This is a genomic window from Micromonospora sediminimaris (genome assembly GCF_016863575.1).
Classification (GTDB): domain Bacteria; phylum Actinomycetota; class Actinomycetes; order Mycobacteriales; family Micromonosporaceae; genus Micromonospora; species Micromonospora sediminimaris.
The window spans coordinates 160686-185971 of sequence record NZ_BOPD01000015.1 but is presented as its reverse complement, the minus strand read 5'-3'; the positions used below and the strand labels follow the sequence as shown (position 1 = coordinate 185971).

The following is a 25286-nucleotide window of genomic DNA, read 5'->3' as shown; positions in this document are numbered from 1 at the left end:
GTTCCCGGCGGGCCCTCCGGACGCGCCGCACCACGGGGCGGGCCGTCGGGCCGGGCTGCCGGGCCGGTGGGACCGATCCGGGGCAGGGCACCGGCCCGACCGGTTGGCTCAGGTCCGCCCGGGCCCGGGGCAGGGCCGGTCGGCGGAATGGGACGGCCCGGTCCAGCCGGTGGCCCGTCGGCGCGGCGGGCAGGCCCAGCACCCGGACGTTCCGGACCCGGCTCGACCCCGCGTCCATCGGCCGGTGCGGTGCCCGCGTTCGGCCGACGGGGTGGGCCGCCGGCTTCCGTGCCACGGCGGTCGCCGATCGTCGGCGTACCGCCGGAGGGCGTGCCGACCACGCGGCCGGACGGCGCGGTGGGTCGCTTGCTGATCGTGGGCAACGCCGGGTCGGTGTGGTGCGGTCGACCGGCCTGCCGGAGCCAGTCGGACGGCCGCTCCGGCCGGCCGGAGCGGCCCTCGGCCGGCCGCCCACCGTCGGCTGGCGTCTCGGCAGCGGCACCCGCTACCGCGTGCCGTCCGGACGGCTCCTCGGCCGCCGCGCGCCGGCCCCGGGTCGGTGTGTCCTCCTCGTCGGCCGCGCGGCGTGCCCGCGGTGGCTCGGGTGGCCCGCCGGCAGGTCGGCTACCGAACGGCGGCTGCGGTTCGGGTGGCCTCCGACGGCCCGACGCCGCGTCGGCGGCGCCCTCGGGCCCGACCGCGCCGGGTGCGGTCCGGCGGTCCCGGTCGGCGCCGACCGGTGCGCCGGACTCCTCGCGACGAACGGGTGCGGGCTGCGCGGGCCCAGCGGCCGGACGGCCGGACGGCGCACCGGGGATCGGTGGCGCGTTGCCGGACAGCGGCACCACTGGCCGGTCCTCCTCCGGCTCGGCGGCCCGACGGCGGCCAGCTCGCCGACCGCCCGCCGGCGCGCCGCCCGGCCGACCGACGGCGGGCGTCATGCCCGGCGCCGCCGGGCCGTGGGCGGTGTCCGGCGATGCCGGGAGAGGTTCGGTCGACGGCAGGCGGCGCGGGCCGGCCGGCGCGGCGTTCGGCCGGACGCCGGGCAGGCGCCGCTGCCCGGGCGGACCGGACACCGGGCTCGCCGGCGCACCCGACACCGGGCCCGCGGGCGGCCAGCCCGGGACGGTCGGTGCGCCGGAGACCGGGCCGGCCTCGGGAACCGGCCTGGGGCCGTCGACCGGAACCGGCTCACCGGAATGTGGCCGCCGGGCGGGCGGCCCGGCGGCTGGCGGCTGCTGCGGCCAACCGGCCGGCGGGGTGTTCGGCGGGTCGGGCTCGTGACGGGCGGCGGGCGGCGGTGCAGCGGCGAACGGCGGGGGGGCCGGGAGCCGTCCGCCGGGCGGGCCGGCAGGCGGCCGGGCAGCCGGATTACCCGGCCAGGGGCCGTCGACCGGACGCGCTCGTGGTGGTTCGGCCGGGCCGCGGCCGGGTGGCGGCGCTACCGGAGCGTCCGGCCCCGGGTGGTTGACCGGCGCGGGGCCGGGCCGCATGGCTGGCTGCGGACCGGATCGCTCGGGACCGCTGCGTGCAGCGGCGGACGGATCGACGGCGGCGCCGTCGGGGCCCAGCTCGGTGCGCTGCTGCTTGGCCGAACGCAGGTCGTCGATCCAGCCGAAATCCTCGCCGCTCCCCGTTTCCTCCGGGGCGGCGGCCTCGGACTTGCCCCGACCCCAGCGACGACCCTTGCCGCGCCGCGCGTCCGGGCTCTCGTCCGGTCGGTCCGACGATTTCACTGTTGACCCCTCCCGTCGGCGCTCGCGCCGACCTCTTCGGCCACCTGGGCTGCCGTGGCCGTACTACGACCGTCGTCATCGTCCCCCCCGGACGACGTCGGCCGGGCCGGCCGACCGCCCTTTGCCGGCTCATCCGTGCGGGCAGGGGTGGACAGCCCGCGGACGATCCGGCGTAGCAACGGCAGCCGGCCGGCCACCGATCGCTCCGCGCCGTGCTGACTCGGTCGGTAGTAGTCGGTGCCGACCAGGTCGTCGGGCACGTACTGCTGGGTGACCACGCCCCGCTGGTCGTCGTGCGGATAGCGGTAGCCGATGCCGTGCCCGAGCCCCCGGGCACCGGAGTAGTGGGCGTCGCGCAGGCCCCGGGGCACCGGCCCGCCCCGGCCGGAGCGCACGTCGGCGATCGCCGCCCCGATCGCGGTGGTCGCCGAGTTCGACTTCGGTGCGGTGGCCAGGTGGATGACGGCCTGAGCGAGATTGAGCTGCGCCTCGGGCAGGCCGACGTACTCCACCGCGTGGGCCGCGGCGGTCGCCACACCGAGCGCCGCCGGGTCGGCCATGCCGACGTCCTCGCTGGCGAAGATCACCAACCGCCGCGCGATGAACCTGGCATCCTCCCCGGCGACCAGCATCCGGGCCAGCCAGTGCAGCGCCGCGTCCACGTCGGAACCGCGCATGCTCTTGATGAAGGCGCTTGTCACGTCGTAGTGGGCGTCCCCCGCCCGGTCGTAGCGGACGGCTGCGGTGTCCACCGCGCGTTCGGCGGTGGCCAGGTCGATCTGGTCCTTGCCCAGCGCGGTCGTCGAGGCGGCCGCCGCCTCAAGCGCGGTGAGCGCCTTGCGGACGTCCCCGCCGGCCAACCGGATCAGGTGCGCCTCCGCCTCGGCGGCGAGGGTGAGCGCCCCGCCCAGGCCGCGCTGGTCGACCAGCGCGCGGCGCAGCAGCCCGCGTACCGCAGCGTCGTCGAGGGGCCGAAGGGTGAGCAGCACGCACCGCGAGAGCAGTGGGGAGATGACCGAGAAGTACGGATTCTCGGTGGTGGCCGCCAGCAAAGTGACCGTCCGGTCCTCAACCGCCGCGAGCAGCGAATCCTGCTGGGTCTTGCTGAACCGGTGCACCTCGTCGATGAAGAGCACCGTCGGCGGGCCACCCGAGCGCCGCTGTCGCCGCGCCGTGTCGATCACCGCACGGACGTCCTTCACCCCGGCGGTCAGCGCGGACATCGCGACGAACCGCCGGTCCGTCGCGGTGGCGACCAGGTGGGCGATCGTGGTCTTGCCGCTGCCCGGCGGCCCCCAGAGGATGACCGACATCGGCGCGCTGCCGGCGACCAGCTGCCGCAGCGGCGCACCGGGAGTGAGCAGGTGTTCCTGGCCGACCAACTCGTCCAGACCGGCCGGGCGCATCCGGACCGGCAGCGGCGCGTCCGGCCCGGCCGGGGTGAAGCCGCCGACACCACCTGAACCCGCCTGCGCACCGGGTGCTGCGGCGGGTTCACCGAGGGTGAAGAGGGCGTCGGACTCCATCACGAGAACAGTACCGGGCTCGGCCGACTTCGCCGGAATCGCGCCGTCGGCCGAGCCCGGGGTGATCGTTACCGGTCAGCCGCGGCCCGGGCGGCGACCCCGGTACCAGCGACCACCGCCGCCACCCGGCCCCCGGCCGACGCCGGCCAGATAGAGCGAGAGCAGCAGCAGACCTATCAGCACCAGGGTGTTCCAGTTGAACAGGTCCGGTGCGCCGAGTTTGGTGTCCAGCAGGTCGAGCAGCAGGGCGAAGCCGAAGACGACGGCCGCAGCGATGGCGAGCATGACGTTCCTCCGGTGGGGGTTCCAGTAGGTCGGCGCGGGATGTACCCGATCGGTCGGCTCGCCAATCTCCACGGTGGATCACGCGGCTCCTCCCCACCCACCGCCTACGCTGACGACATGATCAACGCCGACGAGGTCCTGGATGGGCGGGGCGCCATCCTGGCCGCGACGGGCCACCATCCCTTCGTGCGGCACTCGCTGCCGATCCACGAACCGGCGAAGGGCTGGCGACGCGCCGGGGCCGTGTGCTGGCTGCTCACCGTCGAGCAGGGGCCGATCGGTGGCGTGATCGGCCCGTCTGACACGGCGATCGACCTGGTCAGCACGCTGGTCACGGAAGGCAGGTTGGGTGCCGGACGGTGGCTGCACCTGCCCCGTACGGATCCGGCGCCGCTCGGTCCGGCCGTGGCCGGGTACGAGGACTGGGATTTTCTCTGGACGACAGGTGCGCCGCCGGCACAACCCGGCGAGGAGCGGGTGGTACGACTGACCGAGGCGGACCACCCGGCCCTGACGGCGCTTATCGACGAGGCGTTCCCGACCAGCACCGCCCGTCCGGGCAGTCCGCAGGTGCGCGGCTGGTACGGCATCCGCGACGGTGACCGGCTGGTCGCCTGCGGCGCCGACCGGACCCGGGGCGAGGTCGGTTTCCTCGCTGGGCTGGCGGTGGCACCGCAGCACCGAGGACGCGGCCTGGGTGCGGCGATCACCACCGGAATGACGCGGGCCCTGCTGGACCGGTACGGCATGGTGGCGCTGGGCGTCTACCCGAGCAACGTGACGGCGATCCGGCTCTATCGGCGGCTCGGCTACGCCGACACGTTCCCGCTCACCTCGGTCCGCTTCGTCTGATCGTCGGTGGGGCCGTCGGCGATCCTTCCTGCCCGGTCTGCGACCGGTTCGTCGACGATCGGTTCTGCCTGGTCGGCGGGCGGCCTGGGTTGGCCGGCGACCCGGCCCGCCCGCCAGGCGGGCAGATACAGCGGTGCGGCGACCGCCAGCGCGACCGCACCGACAAGCATCGCCGTGCTCACCCCGGCCCGGTCGCCGATGAAGCCGAGCAGCACGCCGCCGAACGCACCGGCCGGCATGGCCACCATCGAATTCACCGAGATCACGCTGGTCCGGTACGGGCCGTCGACCTGCCGGTGCAGCAGTCCCATGTGCAACGGGTTCGACGCGCCGTGCACGGCATGGCAGGCGAAGAAGGCGATCAGCACGCCGACCGGTCCGGCGAGCAGGGCCATCGCGACCACGGTGACGCCCTGCACGATCCGCAGCAGCGCGGCGCCGGGTGCGGCACCGAGCCGGCGGATGAGCAGCGGAGTGAAAGCCGCGCCGGCCGCGGAGGCCAGCCAGGCGATGGTGCTCGCCGGACCGAGCAGGGCGGCTGCCCGGTCGGCGTCGCCGATCACCTCGGCCAGCCGGATCGGCAGCAGGCTCTCGAACGTGACCATCCCGAAGCCCCAGAACAGCTCCACCGCGACCAGGGCGAGCAGCACCCGGGACCGGCGCAGCAGGCCGAACGCCTCGCCGACCATGCGGGGCGCGGCCCGGACCGAGGCCCGCACTGCACCGGGCCCGCTCGCCGGTCGCCGTTCCACCAGCAGGGTCAGCAACGCCAGCAGCGAAACCCCCTGCAGACCGAGGGCGGCCAGCACCGGCGTGGTCAGGGCACTGACCGGACCCAGCGGACCGAGCGCGACCAGACCGCCGCTGAGCAGCGCACCGGCCGCGATGCTCAGGCCGAGCACGGTGCCACCGTGACCGAGACCCTTCTCGTACGCGGCATCCGGGTCGACGGCCAGGGTGCTGTCCACGTACCAGGACTCCAGCGGGCCACTGTCCAGGGCACGGAACACGCCCTGCAACGCCCAGACGATGGCCAGCAGGGCGAACGAGTCCGCCACCACCAGCAGACCCAGTGAGACGAGGCTTACCGAACCGGCCGCCACCAGCACCGGCTTGCGGCCCAGCGCGTCGGCGAACCCACCGGTCGGCAACTCCAGGGCGAGCACCACCACCCCCTGGGCGGCGGCGGCCAGACCGATCTGGGTCAGGGTCAGGCCCCGCTCCTGCATCAGCAGGATCACCACCGGGATCAGCAGGCCGGTCGGTAGCCAGCGCAGACCGTGCAGAACCAGGAAACGACGCCGGATCTGGCGTACGGACAGCTCGCTCACGGCTTCCTCCCGAGCAGCAGCGGGAAGGAGGCGAGGAAGATCTGCACCTGCTCGGCACCGGGCTCATCCGGATCGGCCTCGGCCCGGTAGCGCTCCAGGATGCGCCACAGCTCCTGCTGCAACTCGGCCAGCCGGGCCGCCGGAATGGTCAGGAAGGCATCGCTCATGCCGAAGGCGTCCCGCCACTCGGGTGACCACTCGTCGCGGACGGCGAACCATCGCTCGGTGTGCTCGACGAAGAGGCGGACCTGCTCGGCCTGGATCCACTCCATCGCGGCCCGGGCGTCGGGGTCGTTGTCGAAGTCGGTGTTCTCCCAGTTGGTCACGTCATGGGCGGCTCGCCACCAGCGCTGTCGCCCGGTGCCCCGGTCGGGCTCCTCGACGACCAGGCCGACCTCGGCCAACTGGCGCAGGTGATAGCTGGTCGCGCCGGTGTTGCTGTCGAGCAGTCCGGCGAGGGTGGTCGCGGTGGCCGGTCCCTTGACCCGCAGCGCGCCGAGCAGCCGGGCCCGCAGTGGATGCGCCAGCACCCGGACCTGTCGGTGATCGATGCGGACCTGTCGCGGCGGTGGGCGACGCTCTCCCTCGGTCATGAATGCACAATAACTGTGCACAACTCCTGTGCACAATAGTTGTGCACAGTTGTCGACGTGCGGGTGGCTGGGTGCGGGGTGACGGGACGTTGGCCGCTATGTCGGGCAGAAACAGTCAGCGGCCGGCGGCGAGCAGCTCCGAGACACCGCGCAGCCGGGTGCGGAGCAGACCGACGGCCCGGGTGGAGTCGAGGCGTACCTCGGTGGGGCGCACCACCCCGGCACCGGCACCGGTGGTGGTCTTCAGGCCGGCGGGGTCGATGCCCTCCCGGTGGGCCACCAGCAGGCCCAGTTCCGCCCGGCTCACCGCGTTCGGGCCCGCCACGTTCAGCGGGCCGGCGACGTCGGTGCCCACCAGCTCCAACGCGGCGGCGGCGAGGTCACCGACGTCGATCGGGCAGCGCAGCTCATCGGTGAACAGGGTCGCCCGACCGGCCAGCGCATCCCGGCAGAGCTGAATCTGCTTGCTCCCCTCCCCCAGGATCAGCGAGGTGCGCACCAGCACAGCACCCGGGTCGATCGCCCGCACCGCCGTCTCCGCAGCCGCCTTCGCCGCCCCGTACGGAAAAATCGGTGTGGGTGGATCGTCGTCGGCGTACGCCTCGGGTCGCCCGGCGTGCAACGCGTCGCTGGAGATGTGCACCAACCGGGCCCCCACCCGCGCGGCGGCGTACGCGACGTGCGCCGCCCCGTCAGCGGTGACCGCCCAGTCGCCGTACCGGTAGGGGGTGGCGACCACGGCGTCCGGACGTACTGCCGCGACCAGCGCGACCACCGCGGCCCGATCGGTCACGTCCAGTCGACGGACCTCGACACCCGGCAACCCGATCTCACCGGAGTGGCACGTCCCCACCACCACCCACCACCAACACCCGCACAGTCGCCCCCTCATCCACTCCCCCGCTCCCCCGCTCCCCCGCTCCCGCACCGGTTGATCAAGAAGTTTTGGTCTCGATCCGGCCCAGATCATGACGCAAACTTCTTGATCAACGGACAGAGGGCAGCCGGACAGAGGGGCAAGCGGGGAGAGGGGCCAGGGGGGTGGTCAGGTGGGGTCGGATACGGGGGCGGCGGGGCCGGCGGTGCCGGCGTGGGACGGGGGCTGCTGGGGCTTGGGTTTGGCGTCGATGCCGGCCTCGGTGCGCTGCTGGGCGGTGATCGGGGTGGGTGCGCCGGTGAGGGGGTCGAAGCCGCCCCGGGTCTTCGGGAAGGCGATCACCTCGCGGATCGAGTCGGCCCCGGCGAGCAGCATGCAGACCCGGTCCCAGCCGAACGCGATACCGCCGTGCGGGGGCGGGCCGTAGCTGAACGCCTCCAGCAGGAAGCCGAACTTGTCCTGTGCCTCCTCGGGGCTGATGCCGAGCAGGTCGAACACCCGCTGCTGCACGTCACGGCGGTGGATACGGATCGAACCGCCGCCGATCTCGTTGCCGTTGCAGACGATGTCGTACGCGTACGCCAGAGCCCGGTCCGGCGCCTCCTCGAACCGGTCGACCCACTCGGAGTTCGGCGAGGTGAACGGGTGGTGCACAGCCGTCCATCCCCCCTCGTCGGTCTTCTCGAACATGGGGGCGTCGACCACCCAGCAGAACGCCCAGGCGCTCTCGTCGACCAGGCCGGCCCGCCGCGCGATCTCGATCCGGGCCGCACCGAGCAGCTCCTGGGCCTCGCGGGTCTCCCCGCTGGCGGCGAAGAAGATCGCATCGCCAGGCTTGGCACCGACCGCGTCGGCCAGCCCGGCCAGATGCTCTGCCGACAGGTTCTTCGCCACCGGCCCGCGTGCCTCACCGGTCTCGGCGTCGAGCACCACGTAGGCCAGGCCCTTGGCGCCACGCGCCTTGGCCCAGTCCTGCCAGCCGTCCAGCTCCTTGCGGGTCTGGGACGCGCCACCGGGCATGACCACCGCACCCACGTAGCCTCCCGCGTCGATCGCCCCGGCGAACACCCGGAACGCGGTACCCCGCAGGTAGTCGGTCAGCTCGGTCAGCTCGACGCCGTAGCGCAGGTCCGGCTTGTCCGAGCCGTACCGGGCCATCGCGTCGTGCCAGGTGATCCGCGGAATGGGCCGGGGGATCTCGTGGTCGGCCAGCTCCGACCAGAGCGCGGCGACGATCGCCTCGCCGAGGTCGATCACATCGTCCTCGGTGACGAACGACATCTCGATGTCCAGCTGGGTGAACTCCGGCTGCCGGTCGGCCCGGAAGTCCTCGTCGCGGTAGCAGCGGGCGATCTGGTAGTAACGCTCCATCCCGCCGACCATCAGCAACTGCTTGAACAGCTGCGGCGACTGCGGCAGCGCGTACCAGCTGCCCGGCTGAAGGCGCACCGGCACCAGGAAGTCGCGCGCGCCCTCCGGCGTGGACCGGGTCAGCGTGGGCGTCTCGATCTCCAGGAAGTCCCGCTCGTGCAGCACCGTACGGGCCAGCTGGTTGGCGCGTGACCGCAGCCGCATGGCCCGCGCCGGGCCGCCGCGCCGCAGGTCGAGGTAGCGGTACTTGAGCCGGACGTCGTCCCCGGCCACCACCTGGTCGTCCACCGGCAGCGGCAGCGGCGCGGCCTCGGAGAGCACCTCCAGCTCGGCCGCCGTCACCTCGATCTCGCCGGTGGGCAGCTCCGGGTTCTCGTTACCCTCGGGCCGCCGGGTGACCTCACCGACGACCTTGACGCAGTACTCGTTGCGCAGCGCGTGCGCGTCCTCCTCCCGGAGGACCACCTGCACCACGCCCGAGCCGTCGCGCAGGTCGACGAAGATGACACCGCCGTGGTCGCGCCGGCGGGCCACCCACCCGGCGAGCGTCACCGTGGTGCCGGCGTCCGTCGCGCGCAGGCTGCCGGCGTCATGGGTACGGATCACGACGTGCGTCTCCCTCGTCTTGCCCTACGTCTGCTCCCCGGCATTCTGTCAGCACCCGCCCGTCGACGTTCCCCGGGTACGCGGACCAGGGCCCTTGTCGACACCTGCGGTGACGGACGGACGCTCCGTCAGCGCGTCCGGCTCACCGACACGACCCTCGGGTCCACGGAGTAGCGGCGCGCCACGTCGTCGGCGTCGCCCGCGGTGGCGCCGGGATCGAAAAACACCTCCAGGCACGAGCTGCGCGGCCCGTCGAACCCGAAGCCGGCGATGACGTGTTCGGGATCGAAGCGGCGGCCGTCGCGGGTCAGCTCGTCGACAGATGCTTCCGGCCGCACGCACACCATCACCTCGGGCTGGGTACCGCTCCAGGCCAGGGCCGGAGCCGATGCGCCGATGGTGAGCAGGAGAGTCGCCCCCACGCCGATCACGGTGGCCCGACCGAGCGCCGACCTGCTCGCCGGAAAGGCCCCGAGCACCGGCCGGCTCGACGGCAGGGCCACCGCGCCGAGAGCGGCCAGGACGTACGCCCACAGCGCCCGCTTGTCCGCCGTGTCGTACAGGGCCAGCGCGACGACGCCAGCGCCGACGGTCTGGGTGACCAGGGCGACCACCCGGAATTCCGGCTGGTCGACAACCGCCGCGGGTATCGCGGCGAGCACACCGAGCACCAGGAGGAGCCCGACGAACCAGGACGCGTTCCATTCACGACGCGCGTCCACGGCGAGCAGCACCCAGGCCGACCCCTGCCCGCCCACGAAGATCGGCGCGCGCAACTGCGCCAGGAGTCGTACGACCATCGGCCGACAGTAGTCGATGGAACATGGTCCGGGACAGCGGTGCGGGCCGCCGGAGGAGGAATCCGGCGGCCCGCTGGCGGAGCAGGTTCTCCTGACGGGGAGGTCAGAAGATGCTGACGCCGTAGCGGCTCAGCGCCTCGGTGACCGGCTGGAAGAAGGTGGTGCCGCCGGTACGGCAGTTGCCGCTGCCGCCGGAGGTCAGGCCGAGTGCGGTGCTGCCGCTGAACAGCGAGCCGCCGCTGTCGCCGGGCTCGGCGCAGATGTTGGTCCGGATCAGACCGCTGACCCGCCCCTCGGCGTAGTTGACCGTGGCGTTGAGCGCGGTCACCGAGCCGCTGCGCAGGCCGGTGGTGCTGCCGGAGCGCTGCGCCGACTGACCGACGTACGCGTTACCGGCGCCGGTGATGTCCCGGTAGCTGCCGTTGTAGAGGTAGACGTTGCCGGCCGCGTTGCCCGAGTTGTTGTGCCGGACGATGCCGTAGTCGTTGCCCGGGAAGCTGCTGCCGGCGCGGGTGCCCAGCAGCGAGGTCTGACCCGAGTTGCTGTACCAGCTCGACGAGATGTTGGTGCAGTGGCCCGCAGTCAGGAAGTAGTACGTGCTGCCGCTGCGCACGTTGAAGCCGAGCGAGCAGCGCCCGCCACCGCCGGCGTAGATGGCCTGGCCACCGGAGATGCGGGTGCTCAGCACGCCGGCCTCGGCCTCGATGCGTACCGCGCCGTTGGTGCGCGCCGCAGCGGCCTTGACCCGCTCCAGCTTGGCCCCGGTGACGGTGGTGTCGACGGAGACGACCACCTGGTTGGTGACCGGGTCGGTCCACCAGGCGGTGCCGGGGATGTTGACGGAACGCTCCAGCACGGCGGTGGCGCGGTTCAGCTCCGCGGCACCGCGCTTGACGACCTTGACCTTGGCGCCGACGGCGGCCGCCTGGCGGGCGGCGGCGACGTCGGTGACGGCGACGACCATCTTGCCGCTGGCGTCGGCGTAGGTGCCGGCGGCACGGTCTCCGAGCCGGTCGGCGAGCGCGGCGGCGGCGTCGGGCGAGACGCTCCCGGGTGCCGCCTGGGCGGGGGTGCCGGCCAACACGCCGGCGACCAGGGTTCCTGCCGCGGCTACGGTGACGACACGGCGGACCATTGACCTCGTGGGTCGCATGTAACAGCCTCCCGACATGGGGGATGAGGCCCTGTCACGTCGACAGGGACGGGGGCAGCTCGACCACCTGGGGAAATGGCCAAGCGATGGAAAGTATTCACATATTTAAGATCGTTAACAAGACCTGGCTATGCCCGAATTCACCCACCGGCAATCCGTAACAGGGAGGACACATACGAAGACCGGGGTGTCACACGGCCAGTACGACCTCCGTGTGACACCCCGGACCGGGAAAGCGATCTCAGGGTTACGGCAACACCGCGCTCAGCTCACCAGGGGCTTGAGATCCTCGCGAGGCGGCGTCCACTCCCCCGGCGCGGCGGCCACCTGCTCACCGGAACGGATGTCCTTGACCTCGTCGGGGTCGCCGTCCGCACCCGGGAACCAGACGTACGGGATGCCACGCCGCTCGGCGTACCGGATCTGCTTGCCGAACTTCGCCGCGCTCGGCGACACCTCGGCCGGGATCCCCCGGGACCGCAACGCCCCGGCGACGGAGTCGCTTTTCGCCCGCAGTTCCTCGTTGGTCACCGCGACCAGCACGCAGGTGGGCACCGCCCGCGACACGGACAGTGCGCCCGCGCCGAAGAGCAGCCCGAGCAGGCGGGTCACGCCGATCGAGATGCCCACCCCGGGGAAGCGGGCGTTGCCCGCGCTGGCCAGGTTGTCGTACCGACCGCCGGAGCAGATCGAGCCGAACCGCTCGTACCCGATCAGCTGCGTCTCGTAGACGGTGCCGGTGTAGTAGTCCAGACCCCGGGCGATACGCAGGTCCGCGACGCAGAGACCCGGCGCGTGCGCGGCGGCGGTCTCCACCACCCGGACCAACTCCTCGACCCCCTCGTCGAGCAGCGGATCACTGACCCCGAGCGCGCGCACCGCGTCCGCGAAGGAGGCGTCCGGCGCGGAGATCTCGGCAAGTGACAGCACCGCCTTGGCCTGTGCCTCGCTCGCCCCGGCGGTGGTCGCCAGCAGCTCCGTGACACCGGCCGGGCCGATCTTGTCGAGCTTGTCGACCGCGCGCAGCGCCGCCTCCGGATCGGTCAGACCGATGCCCCGGTAGAAGCCCTCACAGATCTTGCGGTTGTTGACCTGGATGCGGATCGGCGGGATCGGCAACGACCGCAGCGCGTCGCCGACGACGAGCGGCATCTCCGCCTCGTGGTGCACCGCGAGGGTGTCCCGGTCGACGATGTCGATGTCGGCCTGGAGGAACTCCCGGTAACGCCCCTCCTGCGGGCGCTCACCGCGCCACACCTTCTGGATCTGGTAGCGGCGGAACGGGAAGTTCAGCTTGCCGGCGTTCTCCAGCACGTACCTGGCGAACGGCACGGTCAGGTCGAAGTGCAGGCCGAGGGCGTCGTCACCGGCCGGGCCCTCCGGTTCACCGTGCAGCCGTCGGATCACGTAGACCTCCTTGGAGGTCTCCCCCTTACGCAGCAACTGGTCCAACGGCTCGACCGCCCGGGTCTCCAGCGGCGCGAAGCCGTACAGCTCGAAGGTCGACCGGATCCGGTCCAGCACGTACTGCTCGATCATCCGTTGGGCGGGCGTCCACTCCGGGAAACCGGAGATGGGCGTGGGCTTGCTCATGACGTACTCCCTCGGCAGCCGCGCGCTGCGCGGCAGAGTCTGCTGACGATCCCGCGCGGTCCGCGCGGTGCGGTCTCGACGCGACCGTTACAGGCCGCGGGTGGGTGCCGGTCGCGCGCCGCCCAACTCCGCCACCTCGACAAGGTACGGGTTGGTGGCGCGCTCGCGGCCGATGGTGGTCGTGGGGCCGTGGCCGGGCAGGACGACGGTGTCGTCGGCCAACGGGAGGATCTTGTCCCGCAGGCTGGTGACCATCGTCGGCATGCTGCCGCCCGGCAGGTCGGTGCGGCCGATCGAGCCGGCGAAGAGCACGTCACCGGAGAGGCAGAGCTGCTCCGCCTCCCAGGGCGAGCCGGCGCCGGGCAGCCGGAAGAGCACCGACCCGCCGGTATGGCCGGGCGCATGGTCGACGGTGATCTCCAGCCCGGCGAGGGCGAGCGTCGTACCGTCGGCCAACTCGGCCACGTCCTCTGGCTCGGCGTACGGCAGTCGCCCGCCGAAGAGCTGCGTCAGTTCCATCGACAGCGCCTTCGTCGGATCCGCCAGCAGCTCCCGGTCGTCCGGGTGCACGTACGCGGTGATTCCGCGCGCCCCGCAGACCGGCGCCACGGAGAAGGTGTGGTCGAGGTGCCCGTGGGTGAGCAGCACCGCGGCCGGGTGCAGACGATGCTCGGCGAGCAGCGCGTCGAGCCGGTCGACCACCCCGATGCCGGGATCGACCACCACGCACTGTTCCCCCGGCCCGGTGGCGACCACGTAGCAGTTGGTGCCGAAGGCGTCCGCGGGAAAGCCGACCACGAGCACGTCCGCTCCCCTTTCCGTCGAGTCGTCCTCTCCGGCAGCCTACCGGCGTCGCCGGCCTACCGGCCCGACCCGCCGGCCCCCGGGTGAGGCACTGACGGAGCCCGATGTAGAAGGGCACCGACCTCGTACACCACTTTCCCAGCCGGTACCCGTACACTCTGGCGGGCGTGTGGCGTGGCACACCTGCCGCCCGACAGGTACACGACCACCGGGTGACGACCAGGGTAGAGGAAAGGGGAGCACGGGTGGCTTCCAGCAGGGACCGGCAGCGCAAACTGGCGCGGGCCAAGCTCGACCGGCAACTGGCCCGCCGGGCCGCCGCCGCCAGGCGTCGCCGACGCATCCAGGCCGGTGTCGGCACCGCCCTGATCCTCGTGCTGGTCGTCGCCGGCTCGGCGTGGGCCCTCGGCGCGTTCGACAGCGAGCCGACCGAGGACACCGCGGCCGACGAGGTCTGCCTCTGGACCCCGCAGAACACCGAGGGCAACGCCAACCTCAAGGATGTCGGCGAGCCCCCGACCACCGGGCTGCCGGTCACCGGCACCCGGCCGATGACGATCACCACCAACCAGGGTGCGCCGATCTCCGTCGAGCTGGATCTTGCCAGCGCCCCGTGCGCCGCGGCCAGCATCACCCACCTGGCCAGCCAGTCGTTCTACGACAACACCAAGTGCCACGAGATCACCGCCGACGGCGCGGTGCGCTGCGGCGATCCCAGCGGCACCGGTCTGGGCGGCCCGGCCTACTCGTTCTACGACGAGAACGTGCCGACCGCGCCGGAGGCGTCGCCGCAGCCGAGCCCGTCCCCGGACGAGCCACCGACGTACCCCAAGGGCACGGTCGCGATGATCTCGAACCCGCCCGGCGCCAACGGCAGCCAGTTCCTGATCTTCTTCAAGGATTTCACCACCGCCGAGCCGAAGTTTCCGATCATCGGCCGGGTCACCGAGGGCCTCGACGTCGTCGAGAAGATCGGCGCCCTGCCGACGGTGGACAATGGGGCCGGGGAGAAGGTCAAGCCGGAGGATGACGACGTGGTCATCCAGAGCCTGACCGTCGGCGAGCCCGTGCTGGATCCGGCGTCGTCCGCCGATCCGGCGCCCTCGGGCACGCCGGAGTCCTCCGGCACACCGAGTCCGGCGGCCTCGGGCGACCCCGAGGCCAGCGCCAGCGCCGGCTGACCACGGGCGGCCGGGCCCCAACCCCACCGCAGCGGCATCCACATACAGTCCAGGAGGATCGAGGCGTGACGTCCACCAGAGAGCGGCAGCGCGCGGCGGCCCGCGCCCGGCTCGAGAAGGAGATGGCCGAGCGGGCCGCTCGGGCCCGTAAGCGCCGCCAGACGCAGGCGGTCGTCGGGGCCGGCGTGGTCCTGCTGCTGGTGGTCGCCGGCACGGCCTGGCTCGCCAGCAACGTGCTCGGCGACGACAGCGGCACCGACAACGCGGCCCAGGACGCGAACTCCGTGCAGTGCGACTGGGTCGAGATGCCCGAGGGTGAGCGCACCCCGCAGGTCAAGGACGTCGGGCTGCCGGACACGCAGCAGAGCAAGGTTGGTGTCCAGACCATGACGATCACCACGAACCTCGGCCCGATCACCGCCCGGATCGACAGGTCCGCGGTGCCGTGCACGGCGGGCAGCTTCACCCACCTGGCCGAGCAGAACTTCTTCGACAACACCAAGTGCCACCGGCTGGTGACCGAAGGCATCAAGGTGCTCCAGTGCGGCGACCCGAGCGCCACCGGCGAGGGCTGGCGGGACACCGACGGCACCGGCGGTCCGAGCTACCGCATGGCGGAGGAGAACCTGCCGGCCGACAAGCGGCCGCCGTACCCGGAGGGCGTCATCGCGATGGCCAACTCGGGCCAGCCGTCCAGCAGCGGCAGCCAGTTCTTCATCGTGTACGGCGATTCGCCGCTGGACCCGAACTACACCGTCCTCGGCACCATCACCGGCGGAATGGACATCGTGAAGGATGTCGCGGCGGCCGGTGACGACGGCGCGTTCGCCCAGCAGGCCGGTGGCGGTCACCCGAAGAAGGAGGTCGTCATCACCGACCTCACGATGACCGACGCCTGACCCGAACCACCCGAAGCGCCCGTCGGCTCCGCCGACGGGCGTTTCCATCTCTCCCCCACCCCCCGTTCCCGCCTTGGTTGATCAAGAAGTTTTGGTCTCGATCCGGCCGGATCGAGACCAAAACTTCTTGATCAACGGGTCAGGGCGGGGTGGGTGGGTGGGTGGGTGGGGGTTAGGCGCCGGAGGTTACGCGGTAGGCGTCGAAGACGCCGTCGACCTTGCGTACCGCCGCCAGCAGGTGCCCTAGGTGTTTGGGGTCGGCCATCTCGAAGCTGAACCGGCTCACCGCAACCCGGTCGCGGGTGGTGGTGACGGTGGCGGAGAGGATGTTGACCCGCTCCTCGGAGAGCACCCGGGTGACGTCCGCCAGCAGCTTGTGCCGATCGAGCGCCTCCACCTGGATCGCCACCAGGAACGTCGAGGCGGAGGTGAGTTTCCAGTTCACCTCGACCACCCGCTCGCCCTGGGCGCGCAGGTCCTCCGCGTTGGCGCAGTCGTCGCGGTGCACGCTCACCCCGCCGGAACGGGTCACGAAACCGAAGACCGAGTCCGGCGGGACCGGGGTGCAGCAGCGGGCCAGCTTGATCCACACGTCGCTGACCCCGCGTACGACCACACCGGGGTCGTGGCTGGAGGCGCGGCTGCGCGGCGGGCGGGTGGCCACGGCGGTCTCGGCGATGTCCTCGGCCGCGCCCTCCTCCCCGCCGTAGGAGGCCATCAGCTTCTGCACCACCGACTGGGCGGAGACCTGACTGTCGCCGACGGCCGCGTACAGCGACGCCACGTCGGCCAGGTGCAGGTCCCGGGCGATGGCCATCAGGTTGTCGGAGGTGAGCATCCGCTGCAACGGCATGCCCTGCTTGCGCATCGCCTTGACGATCGCGTCCTTGCCCTCCTCGATCGCCTCCTCGCGGCGCTCCTTGTTGAAGTACTGCCGGATCTTCGTCCGCGCCCGGGGGCTCTTGACGAAGCCGAGCCAGTCCTGAGTCGGGCCGGCCGTGTCGGACTTCGAGGTGAAGATCTCGATCACGTCGCCGTTGGACAGGGTCGACTCCAGCGGCACCAGCTTGCCGTTGACCCGCGCCCCGATGCACTTGTGCCCCACCTCGGTGTGCACCGCGTACGCGAAGTCCACAGGCGTCGACCCCGTCGGCAACGGGATCACGTCGCCCTTCGGGGTGAAGACGTACACCTCCTGGCTGGACAGGTCGAACCGCAACGCGTCCAGGAACTCGCTCGGGTCGGCGGCCTCTCGTTGCCAGTCCAGCAGCTGCCGCAGCCAGGTCATCTCGTCGATGTGGGCGGGCGGGCCGACGATCTGGGTGCCCTTGTGCTCCTTGTACTTCCAGTGCGCCGCGATGCCGAACTCCGCCGTACGGTGCATCGCGTACGTGCGGATCTGCATCTCCACCGGCTTGCCGGTGGGACCGATCACCGTGGTGTGCAGCGACTGGTACATGTTGAACTTGGGCATGGCGATGTAGTCCTTGAACCGGCCCGGCACCGGCTGCCAGTTCGCGTGGATCACCCCCAGCGCCGCGTAGCAGTCCCGCACCGTGTCGACCAGGATGCGTACGCCCACCAGGTCGTAGATGTCGTTGAAGTCCCGCCCCCGCACGATCATCTTCTGGTAGATCGAGTAGAGGTGCTTCGGCCGGCCGGTGGTCTCCGCCTTGATCTTGGCGGCCTTCAGGTCCGTCTGCACCTTCTGCGTCACCTGCCGCAGCAACGCCTCCCGCTGCGGCTGGTGCTCCCCGATCAGCCGGTTGATCTCCTCGAACCGCTTCGGGAACAACGTCCCGAACGCCAGGTCCTCCAGCTCCCACTTGATCGTGTTCATACCGAGCCGGTGGGCCAGGGGGGCGAGGATCTCCAGCGTCTCCTTCGCCTTCTGCTCCTGCTTCGGGCGCGGCAGGAAGGTAAGCGTCCGCATGTTGTGCAGCCGGTCGGCCAGCTTGATCACCAGGACGCGCGGGTCCTTGGCCATGGCGACGACCATCTTGCGGATCGTCTCGGCCTTCGCCGCGTCACCGAGCTTGACCTTGTCGAGCTTGGTGACCCCGTCGACCAGCAGGGCGACCTCACCACCGAAGTCGGACCGCATCTGGTCGAGGGTGTACTCCGTGTCCTCGATGGTGTCGTGCAGGAGCGCCGCGACCAGGGTGGTGGTGTCCATGCCCAGGTTCGCCAGGATGGTCGCCACCGCGAGCGGGTGGGTGATGTAGGGGTCGCCGGACTTGCGGTACTGGCCGGAGTGCCAGCGCGCCGCCGTGTCGAAGGCCCGCTGCAACAGCCGCGCGTCGGCCTTGGGGTGATTCTCCCGGTGCGACGCGATCAGCGGCTCCAGCACCTCGCTGACCTGCGAGGACTGCCATGGCGCGTTGAACCGGGCCAACCGCGCCCGGACCCGCCGCCCGGTGGGCGCGTGGGACAGGCCGAATCCACCGGCCGCCGAGGAATCGCCGTCCCCGGAGCCGGCGGCCGGACGAGCCGGGTCGCCGGCCCGCTGCGCCGCGCCCGACCCGCCACCCGGCGCCGCCGCGGCGCCGTTGCGGTCGGTCAGCGAGCCCTCCGCGTCACCTGTCGGGTGCACCGTGCCCTCCACCGGAGGAACGACCTCGTGGGACACCGGCCTCCTCACCGCTCGCCGGGACGACACCGACCGTGCGCCGGCCGGTCTGGTCTAGCGCCGCACAGGCGGGTAACCGCCCGGTCAGCAATGGGCAATGCTACCCCCACCGCGGGTGCCGTGCCGCTCCGCCGGACGGACCGTGCCGGGCCCGTCCGGGGCCGTCGACGCCTCAAACGGTCAACAGGGCATGCACGGGACGCGGGGCCAGTCGGTCGCGCCCGCCGAGGAAGGACAGCTCCAGCAGCACGGTGAAACCCGCCACCGTGCCACCCGCTCGCTCCACCAGATCCAACGTGGCCGCCGCCGTGCCGCCGGTGGCGAGCACGTCGTCGACCACCAGCACCCGGTGACCGGCGGTGAAGGCGTCCTGGTGCACTTCGAGCGTGGCCTCGCCGTACTCCAGCTCATAGGAGGCGGCGTACGCCGGCCGGGGCAACTTGCCGGCCTTGCGCACCGGCACCACCCCGACTCCGGTCGCGTACGCGATCGCGGCGGCGACCACGAACCCGCGCGCCTCGATGCCGACCACGGCGTCGAAGGACTCCCGCCCGTGGTACGCGACGATCCCGTCGATCACGTCCCGGAAGGCGTCACCGTCGGCGAACAACGGCATCAGGTCCTTGAACATGACGCCGGGCTTGGGAAAGTCAGGCACGTCGAGCACCCGGCTGGCCACCAGCCGGGCCACCTCCGGCCCGCTGTCCCCGCGTACTCCGGTGCTGTGGGTCTCCGTCACGGCAGTTCCGCTTCCCTTCCACACGACGGCGGCGTCCCGCACACTGCTCGCACAGCATGCAGGACGCCGCCGGTACCTGTTTCTACCGGGTCGCCCCGGGCGTCCTCAGCGTCGCTTTCCGCCGCCCGGACGGTTGCCGCCACCGGGACGCCCGCCCCGGGCACCGCCGGAACGCTTGCTCGCCGGCCGGGCGCCCACCTTCGGCGCGGCGGCACCGGCGAGGGCGCCGGTCTCCGCGGTGACCGGCTCCTCGTCCCGCTCGACCGGGCGCGGCTGGCCACCCGCCTTGGCCGGGGTCTCGCCCCGGCTGACCGTGGACCGCCGGGCCAGCACCCGCTTGTTGTGCGCCTGGATCCGCGGGTCGCGGTTCTTCAGCACCACCAGCAGCGGGGTGGCCAGTGTGATCGAGGTGAGGAAGGCCATCGCCATACCGACGAAGAGCACCAGGCCGAGGTCCTTCAGGGTGCCCGCGCCGAGCAGGCCGGCACCGATGAACAGGATGCCGCCGACCGGGAGCAGGGCGACCACGGAGGTGTTGATCGACCGCATCAGGCTCTGGTTCACGGCCAGGTTGGCCGCCTCGCCGTACGTCTGGTTGTTGTTCGCGGTGATGCCTCTGGTGTTCTCCTGCACCTTGTCGAAGACCACCACCACGTCGTACAGGGCGAAGCCCAGAATTGTGAGGAATCCGATGATCGTCGACGGGGTGACCTCGAACCCGACGATCGAGTAGAGGCCGGCAGTGAGGACCAGGTTCATCACCAGGGCGAAGATCGCCCCGACCGCCATCTGCCACTCGAAGCGCAGGACCAGGTAGACGGTCACCAACGCCAGGAAGATCACCAGACCGAGCAGGGCCCGGTTGGTGACCTGGCTGCCCCACGCCTCGCTGACCCGGTTACTGGCGATCTCCGCCGGGTCGATGTTGAACACCTGACCCAACTGGGCCCGGACCGCTTCGGCCTGCTCGGCGTCGAGTTCGGTGGTACGCAGCTCGTAGAACTCGTCGCCGCCACCGCCGACCTGCTGGGTGGTGACCACCCGGCCACCCTCACCCGCGGTGGCCAGCACCTCGCCCGCGCGGTCCTCCACCTGCTCCAGGGTGCCGACGCTGGTCGGCACCTGGAACGAGTTGCCACCGGCGAACTCGATGCCGAGGCTGAAGCCCCGGAAGATGACGCTGCCGAGCGCGATCAGCACCAGCACGGCGGCGACGGTGAACCACATCTTGCGCCGGCCGACGATGTTGAGGCCGGCCTCACCTCGGTAGAGGCGGGCTGCCAGACCAGTCTCAGCCATCTCAGGCCTCCTTGACACGCTGGTTGCGGGACGGGGCCTGCTCCGACCGGGCCGGCAGTGCCCGGCCCAGGCCGCTGACCCGTGGGGACAGGAACGCCTTGGTACGGGCGAACATCGTCATGATCGGATGCCGGAAGAGGAAGACCACCAGCAGGTCCAGCACCGTGGCCAGACCGAGGGCGAAGGCGAAACCCTTCACCGTGCCGACCGAGACGATGTAGAGCACCACCGCCGACATGATCGTGATCGCGTTGGCGGAGATGATCGTCCGGCGGGCCCGGACCCAGGCCCGAGGTACCGCGCTACGTGGGCTGCGCCCCTCCCGGATCTCGTCCTTGAGGCGTTCGAAGTAGATGACGAACGAGTCCGCCGCCACACCGAGCGAGACGATGATGCCGGCGATGCCGGCGAGGGTGAGCGTGAAGCCGATCTGCCGGCCGAGGAACACCAGCGCGCCGAAGAGCAGCAGCGCCGAGAGGATCAGGCTCAGGAAGATCACCGAGCCGAGCAGGCGGTAGTAGAAGAACGAGTAGATGATGACCAGCAGCATGCCGATGCCGGCCGCGAGCAGACCGGCCCGCAGGTGGCTGGCGCCCAGGGTGGCGGTGACGTTCTGCTGCTCCTGCGCCTCGAAGGTGACCGGCAGGGCGCCGTAGCTGAGGTAGCCGGCCAACTCGCTGGCCTCGGCGTTGCTGAAGTTGCCGGTGATCTGGGAGTTGCCGGTGAGCACGCCCTGGATCTGCGGCGACGAGATGATCTGGTTGTCCAGCACCACGGCGACCCGGCACTTGCCCTCGTCACCGAGCGCGGACGCGTCGCACGCCTGGCCCTCGTTGTTGAACGCCTCGCGGGTCAACGCGGTCCACTTGTCCTGGCCGGAGCCGGTGAAGTTCAGGCTGACCACCCACTGGCTGGTCTGGTCGCGCACCGCGTTGGCGTCGGAGACGTCGGTGCCGAGCACCTTCGCCACGTCCAGCAGGTTCTTGGCGTACCCGCCCTCGCAGGCGACGACCTGCTGCTCCGGGTCGGAGATAGACGCCGGGGGCCGGTCGTCGAGCTGGGCGCAGCTGATCGTCGGCACGTTGAACTGCATCTGCGCCGGCAGTACCGCGACCTCGCGGCCGCTCAGCTCACCGAACGGCTTGAGCTTGTCGGCCAGCGACGGGTCGACGCTGAGATCGGCCGGCGCCTGCAGGCCGCTCGCCGCGGCCCACGCCTCGGCGCCGACCTTCTGCTCGACGGCGCGGCGCTGCTCCTCGATGCTCTGCGTCACCTCTTCGTCCGGCGTGGCCGACGGGGTGGGCGACGGGGTCGCCGACGGCGTCGGGGTCGGTGCACCACCACCCTGACCGCCGGCGTCGGGCGACGAGGAGGCTTCGGCGTCCGGCGTGGGGCTCGCGGTGCCAGACGGGGTGGCCTCGGGGCTCGCGGAGCCGGACGGGGTCGCCGAAGGGCTTTCGCTCGGTGCCGGCGATGGGATGGACCCGCTGCCGTCGGCGATCTTCAGGACCTTCCGGAACCGCAGCTCGGCGGCGCTGCCGACCTCGTTGAGCTCGCGGTTCTCGCCGGGCAGGGAGACGACGATGTTGCGGTCGCCCTCGGTGACCACCTCGGCCTCGGCCACGCCGTACGCGTTGACCCGGCTCTCGATGATCTGGCGGGCCCGCTCCAGGTTCTCCGCCGTGGGGGCCCGGCCGTCGAGGGTGTTTGTGGCCTCCAGCGTGAGCCGCGTGCCGCCGACCAGGTCAAGACCGAGGCGGGGTTCGAGCCGGTCCTTCCAGCCACCGCTGGCGCCGCCCGAGAAGAACACCAAAAGATAGAGGACGACGAAGATGGCCCCGAGCACGGCCAACTGCCGTCCCGGGCGCATCTGTCCCTGAGGTGGTGCCACGGCTGTCCTGTCTCCCTGTGGTCACGCCGCCGCGGGTGCGGCGGCGGGTCGGCCGGAATCCCCCGGCCGACGGTCTGCCTTCCGACGGCGCTCAGGCTGGCGCCGCCGCCTCCGGGGTCGACGCGGACGCGTGGACCGGGTACGAGTCGGCGCGCCGGCGCCCGGCGTCGGCCTTCTATCCAATTGTCTCAATGCGCAATTAGCGGATGGCACCCACCCGGGGACGCGCGTGGGCACCCTCCCGCCCGAACCGCCGGGAGACCGGCGACCCGGTTGGGACGCGGCGTCAGTCCTTGACGGAGTCGGACTCCTCGACGGGCGACTCGACCGGGCGCTCCGCCGGGGTGACCACCCGGGCGATCGCGGGCCGGGCGTAGCGGGTCTGCACTCCGGGAGCGACCTCCAGCAGGACGCTGTCGTCCTCGACACCGGTGACCGTGCCGTAGAGCCCGCCGATGGTGACCACCTCGTCGCCCACGGAGAGGTTGGACTGCATCGATTCGGCCTCGCGGCGGCGCTTCTGCTGCGGACGGATCATCATGAAGTACATGACGCCGAAGAGCAGAGCGATCATGAGGATCGGCGTGAAGCCTCCCGCTCCGCCGCCTTCTGCTGCGTAGTGCACGGTTGTCGACCTTCCCATTGGCCGCCGGACCGGCGCGTCGGCGCCGCAACGGAGGCGGATTTTCACGTCCTGTACAGACCGCGGCGAGTCTAGTCGCTCTGTCTGGGAACGCCGAATGCGGCACAGATCACGAACAGATCACGGCTCGCCGACGTCCAGCGAGAACAGATCGGGCGCGGGAGGAGCTTCTACCGCAAATGTACCATTCGGTGGCGTACGGCCCAGATGGTGCCAGGCGGCTTCGGTGGCCACCCGGCCTCGGGGCGTACGCGCCAGCAGCCCCGCCCGCACCAGGAACGGCTCGCAGACCTCCTCGACCGTGTCCGGCTGCTCCCCCACCGCCACGGCCAGGGTCGACAGGCCGACCGGACCACCCCGGAACGAGTCCACCAGCGCGGTCAGCACCGCCCGGTCGAGCCGGTCCAGCCCGAGGGCGTCCACGTCGTACACGGTCAGGGCCGCCCGGGCGGTCGCGACGGTGACCACCCCGTCGGCGCGTACCTCGGCGAAGTCGCGCACCCGGCGCAGCAGCCGGTTGGCGATCCGGGGCGTGCCCCGGGACCGGCCGGCGATCTCCGCCGCCCCGTCCTCGGTGATCGGCACCCCGAGGATCCGCGCCGAGCGGTGCAGCAGCGTCTCCAGGTCGGCCGGCGCGTAGAAATCCAGATGCGCCACGAAGCCGAACCGGTCCCGCATCGGGCCGGTGAGCAGACCCGACCGGGTGGTCGCGCCGACAAGCGTGAACGGCTCCACGTCGAGCGGGATGGCGGTGGCGCCCGGCCCCTTGCCGACCACCACGTCGACCCGGAAGTCCTCCATCGCGCTGTAGAGCAGCTCCTCCGCCGGCCTGGCGATCCGGTGGATCTCGTCGATGAAGAGCACGTCCCCCTCGGCCAGGCTGGTCAGGATCGCCGCCAGGTCACCGGAGCGTTCGATCGCCGGCCCGCTGGTCACCCGGATCCCGGCGCCCAGCTCGGCGGCCACGATGTTGGCGAGGCTGGTCTTGCCCAGGCCCGGCGGGCCCGAGAGCAGGATGTGGTCGGGCGGCGAGCCGCGCCGCATGGCTCCCTGAAGCAGCAGGTCGAGCTGGTCGCGAACCCGGTCCTGGGCAATGAACTCGGAAAGGCGCCTCGGCCGGACGCTGACCTCCGCGTCCAGCTCCGCGTCGCTGACGTACGCCGAGACCAGGTTCTCGTTGCTCATCGGGTCCGACCCAGCAGTCGGATGGCCTGCTTCAACAGCACCGGCACCGGCGGGGTGGGACCGTCGACGCTCTCGGCGACGGCGGCGACCGCCTGGTCGGCCTGGCCGGCCGTCCAACCGAGCCCGATCAACGCCTGGCGGACCTGATCCGGCCAGCTGCCGCCGGTCACCCCGGCCGCGCCGTCGGCACCCACCGGCACCGGGCCGATCCGGTCGCGCAGCTCCAGCACCAGTCGCTCGGCGCCCTTCTTGCCGATGCCCGGCACCCGGGTCAGCGCCGCGGTGTCGGCGTTGGCGACGGCCTTGCGTACGGCATCGGGGGTGTGCACCGCGAGCACCGCCTGGGCCAGCCGCGGGCCGACCCCGCTGGCGGTCTGCAACAGCTCGAACAGCACCTTGGCGTCGTCGTCGGCAAAGCCGTAGAGGGTGAGCGAGTCCTCCCGGACGACAAGGCTGGTGGCCAGCCGGGCCGGCTGGCCGACCCGCAGGTCGGCGAGCGTGCCGGGGGCGCACTGCACCGCCAGGCCGACCCCGCCGACCTCGATGACCGCGTGGTCCGGGCCGGTGGCGGTCACCACGCCACGCACACTGGCGATCATCTCGCTCCTCCTCGTCTGACCCGGTCCGCCGCGGCGGCCAGTTTCGAGCGGGTGCCGCCGCGCCACACGTGGCAGATGGCAAGCGCGAGGGCGTCCGCGGCGTCCGCCGGCCGGGGCGGCTCGGGCAGTCGCAGCAGCCGGGTGACCATCGCGGTCATCTGGGCCTTGTCCGCCTGGCCGGAACCGGTCACCGCCGCCTTGACCTCGCTCGGGGTGTACGTCTGCACCGGCAGCCCGGCACGCGCCCCGGCCAGCACCGCGATCCCGCTGGCCTGGGCGGTGCCCATCACCGTACGCACGTTGTGCTGGCTGAACACCCGCTCCACGGCCACGCTGTCCGGCCGGTGCTCGGCGACCAGCTCGGCAAGCGAGCGGTCCAGGTGCAGCAGGCGGGTGGGCAACTCGTCGGCCGGGTCGGTGTAGACGACGTAGTAGGCGATGAGCGTGCAGGGCCGACCGGGCACCCCCTCCACCACGCCGACGCCGCACCGGGTCAGCCCCGGGTCGACGCCGAGCACCCGCACGCCGCCTCCCTCCGACCGCCAGCCAGTACGTGTGTTCGACACCCTACCGATGCGTCCGCGACGGCGCGCCGCGGGACACGCCCGGCACGCACGCCTGGAGACACGCCCGACGCGGCCGGGACGGCCACGTCGGGTCGGGCGGGACGCGACCGCCGTGGCGGGCACGGCCG

21 protein-coding genes and 1 pseudogene are annotated in these 25286 nt (G+C 71.9%); 3 read left to right on the top strand and 19 right to left on the bottom strand.

From position 1 onward, the window contains the following. The 3 genes and pseudogenes from Vse01_RS13885 to Vse01_RS13875 all read right to left on the bottom strand — a co-directional run. Positions 1 to 1736 (bottom strand): annotated as a pseudogene (locus tag Vse01_RS13885) (hypothetical protein); the annotation flags it as partial. Then, on the bottom strand, positions 1733 to 3262 hold the full coding sequence (locus Vse01_RS13880; RefSeq protein WP_093404407.1) for a replication-associated recombination protein A: 1530 nt from the start codon (positions 3260 to 3262) through the stop codon (positions 1733 to 1735). The pseudogene Vse01_RS13885 and the gene Vse01_RS13880, both read right to left, overlap by 4 nt. Positions 3263 to 3337: 75 nt before the next feature. Further along, entirely contained in the window at positions 3338 to 3547 is a 210-nt protein-coding gene (locus tag Vse01_RS13875) for a hypothetical protein (RefSeq protein ID WP_093404409.1), read from the bottom strand. A 117-nt stretch (positions 3548 to 3664) separates the two neighbouring features. Between Vse01_RS13875 and Vse01_RS13870 the strand changes: the two genes are divergently transcribed. After that, entirely contained in the window at positions 3665 to 4399 is a 735-nt protein-coding gene (locus tag Vse01_RS13870; protein WP_093404815.1) for a GNAT family N-acetyltransferase, read from the top strand. Here Vse01_RS13870 and Vse01_RS13865 read toward each other — a convergent pair. The 8 genes from Vse01_RS13865 to Vse01_RS13830 form a co-directional block, all read right to left on the bottom strand. After that, the gene (locus Vse01_RS13865; protein WP_093404412.1) at positions 4357 to 5730 is read right to left on the bottom strand and encodes an MFS transporter; all 1374 of its coding nucleotides are present in this window, start codon (positions 5728 to 5730) and stop codon (positions 4357 to 4359) included. The two genes, Vse01_RS13870 and Vse01_RS13865, sit on opposite strands and share 43 nt — an antisense overlap. After that, the gene (locus tag Vse01_RS13860; protein ID WP_093404414.1) at positions 5727 to 6323 is read right to left on the bottom strand and encodes a winged helix-turn-helix domain-containing protein; all 597 of its coding nucleotides are present in this window, start codon (positions 6321 to 6323) and stop codon (positions 5727 to 5729) included. The genes Vse01_RS13865 and Vse01_RS13860 overlap by 4 nt, the downstream gene beginning before the upstream one ends. Positions 6324 to 6438: 115 nt before the next feature. Continuing rightward, a complete protein-coding gene (locus tag Vse01_RS13855) occupies positions 6439 to 7215 on the bottom strand; it encodes a sugar nucleotide-binding protein (RefSeq protein WP_093404417.1) in 777 nt (258 codons plus the stop codon). 153 nt (positions 7216 to 7368) lie between these two features. Next, positions 7369 to 9177, bottom strand: coding sequence for an aspartate--tRNA ligase (gene aspS / locus Vse01_RS13850; protein WP_093404419.1), 1809 nt, complete (start codon positions 9175 to 9177; stop codon positions 7369 to 7371). A 128-nt stretch (positions 9178 to 9305) separates the two neighbouring features. Next, a complete protein-coding gene (locus Vse01_RS13845; RefSeq protein WP_093404422.1) occupies positions 9306 to 9977 on the bottom strand; it encodes a hypothetical protein in 672 nt (223 codons plus the stop codon). Between the two features lie 103 nt (positions 9978 to 10080). Further along, positions 10081 to 11130, bottom strand: coding sequence for a S1 family peptidase (locus Vse01_RS13840; RefSeq protein WP_093404425.1), 1050 nt, complete (start codon positions 11128 to 11130; stop codon positions 10081 to 10083). A gap of 264 nt (positions 11131 to 11394) precedes the next feature. Continuing rightward, positions 11395 to 12723 (bottom strand): histidine--tRNA ligase, encoded by a 1329-nt coding sequence (gene hisS / locus Vse01_RS13835; RefSeq protein ID WP_093404427.1) that lies wholly within the window; start codon positions 12721 to 12723, stop codon positions 11395 to 11397. An 87-nt stretch (positions 12724 to 12810) separates the two neighbouring features. Continuing rightward, positions 12811 to 13527, bottom strand: coding sequence for an MBL fold metallo-hydrolase (locus Vse01_RS13830; protein ID WP_093404430.1), 717 nt, complete (start codon positions 13525 to 13527; stop codon positions 12811 to 12813). Between the two features lie 245 nt (positions 13528 to 13772). Here Vse01_RS13830 and Vse01_RS13825 point away from each other — a divergent pair, with 245 nt between their 5' ends. Then, positions 13773 to 14708 (top strand): peptidylprolyl isomerase, encoded by a 936-nt coding sequence (locus Vse01_RS13825; protein ID WP_093404433.1) that lies wholly within the window; start codon positions 13773 to 13775, stop codon positions 14706 to 14708. Positions 14709 to 14773: 65 nt separating this feature from the next. Then, positions 14774 to 15607: a peptidylprolyl isomerase gene (locus Vse01_RS13820; RefSeq protein ID WP_093404436.1), complete on the top strand. Its 834-nt coding sequence runs from the start codon at positions 14774 to 14776 to the stop codon at positions 15605 to 15607. A 172-nt stretch (positions 15608 to 15779) separates the two neighbouring features. Here the strand turns inward: Vse01_RS13820 and Vse01_RS13815 are convergent, their stop codons facing one another. From Vse01_RS13815 to ruvC, 8 genes are all read right to left on the bottom strand, one after another. Then, positions 15780 to 18236 carry a RelA/SpoT family protein gene (locus Vse01_RS13815; RefSeq protein ID WP_093404438.1) on the bottom strand — a complete coding sequence of 819 codons (2457 nt, stop codon included), beginning with the start codon at positions 18234 to 18236 and terminating at the stop codon, positions 15780 to 15782. Positions 18237 to 18408: 172 nt separating this feature from the next. Continuing rightward, positions 18409 to 18975 (bottom strand): adenine phosphoribosyltransferase, encoded by a 567-nt coding sequence (locus Vse01_RS13810; RefSeq protein WP_093404441.1) that lies wholly within the window; start codon positions 18973 to 18975, stop codon positions 18409 to 18411. A gap of 105 nt (positions 18976 to 19080) precedes the next feature. Then, positions 19081 to 20274, bottom strand: a complete 1194-nt coding sequence (gene secF / locus Vse01_RS13805; protein ID WP_093404444.1) for a protein translocase subunit SecF — start codon at positions 20272 to 20274, stop codon at positions 19081 to 19083. A gap of 1 nt (position 20275) precedes the next feature. Further along, positions 20276 to 22165, bottom strand: coding sequence for a protein translocase subunit SecD (gene secD / locus Vse01_RS13800; RefSeq protein ID WP_170863427.1), 1890 nt, complete (start codon positions 22163 to 22165; stop codon positions 20276 to 20278). A 286-nt stretch (positions 22166 to 22451) separates the two neighbouring features. Continuing rightward, positions 22452 to 22790: a preprotein translocase subunit YajC gene (gene yajC, locus Vse01_RS13795; protein ID WP_170863428.1), complete on the bottom strand. Its 339-nt coding sequence runs from the start codon at positions 22788 to 22790 to the stop codon at positions 22452 to 22454. 138 nt (positions 22791 to 22928) lie between these two features. After that, the gene (gene ruvB / locus Vse01_RS13790) at positions 22929 to 23993 is read right to left on the bottom strand and encodes a Holliday junction branch migration DNA helicase RuvB (RefSeq protein ID WP_093404452.1); all 1065 of its coding nucleotides are present in this window, start codon (positions 23991 to 23993) and stop codon (positions 22929 to 22931) included. Continuing rightward, entirely contained in the window at positions 23990 to 24592 is a 603-nt protein-coding gene (gene ruvA, locus Vse01_RS13785; RefSeq protein ID WP_093404455.1) for a Holliday junction branch migration protein RuvA, read from the bottom strand. Before ruvA ends, ruvB begins: the two co-directional genes overlap by 4 nt. After that, a complete protein-coding gene (gene ruvC / locus Vse01_RS13780; RefSeq protein ID WP_093404458.1) occupies positions 24589 to 25116 on the bottom strand; it encodes a crossover junction endodeoxyribonuclease RuvC in 528 nt (175 codons plus the stop codon). Before ruvC ends, ruvA begins: the two co-directional genes overlap by 4 nt. Positions 25117 to 25286: the final 170 nt, after the last annotated feature.

Bases quoted from the DNA above. Each gene is read 5' to 3' on its own strand.
- Vse01_RS13880 (WP_093404407.1), bottom strand. From the start codon at position 3,262: ATGGAGTCCGACGCCCTCTTCACCCTCGGTGAACCCGCCGCAGCACCC.
- Vse01_RS13875 (WP_093404409.1), bottom strand. From the start codon at position 3,547: ATGCTCGCCATCGCTGCGGCCGTCGTCTTCGGCTTCGCCCTGCTGCTC.
- Vse01_RS13870 (WP_093404815.1), top strand. From the start codon at position 3,665: ATGATCAACGCCGACGAGGTCCTGGATGGGCGGGGCGCCATCCTGGCC.
- Vse01_RS13860 (WP_093404414.1), bottom strand. From the start codon at position 6,323: ATGACCGAGGGAGAGCGTCGCCCACCGCCGCGACAGGTCCGCATCGAT.
- Vse01_RS13855 (WP_093404417.1), bottom strand. From the start codon at position 7,215: ATGAGGGGGCGACTGTGCGGGTGTTGGTGGTGGGTGGTGGTGGGGACG.
- Vse01_RS13845 (WP_093404422.1), bottom strand. From the start codon at position 9,977: ATGGTCGTACGACTCCTGGCGCAGTTGCGCGCGCCGATCTTCGTGGGC.
- Vse01_RS13840 (WP_093404425.1), bottom strand. From the start codon at position 11,130: ATGCGACCCACGAGGTCAATGGTCCGCCGTGTCGTCACCGTAGCCGCG.
- hisS (WP_093404427.1), bottom strand. From the start codon at position 12,723: ATGAGCAAGCCCACGCCCATCTCCGGTTTCCCGGAGTGGACGCCCGCC.
- secF (WP_093404444.1), bottom strand. From the start codon at position 20,274: ATGGCTGAGACTGGTCTGGCAGCCCGCCTCTACCGAGGTGAGGCCGGC.
- ruvB (WP_093404452.1), bottom strand. From the start codon at position 23,993: ATGAGCAACGAGAACCTGGTCTCGGCGTACGTCAGCGACGCGGAGCTG.
- ruvA (WP_093404455.1), bottom strand. From the start codon at position 24,592: ATGATCGCCAGTGTGCGTGGCGTGGTGACCGCCACCGGCCCGGACCAC.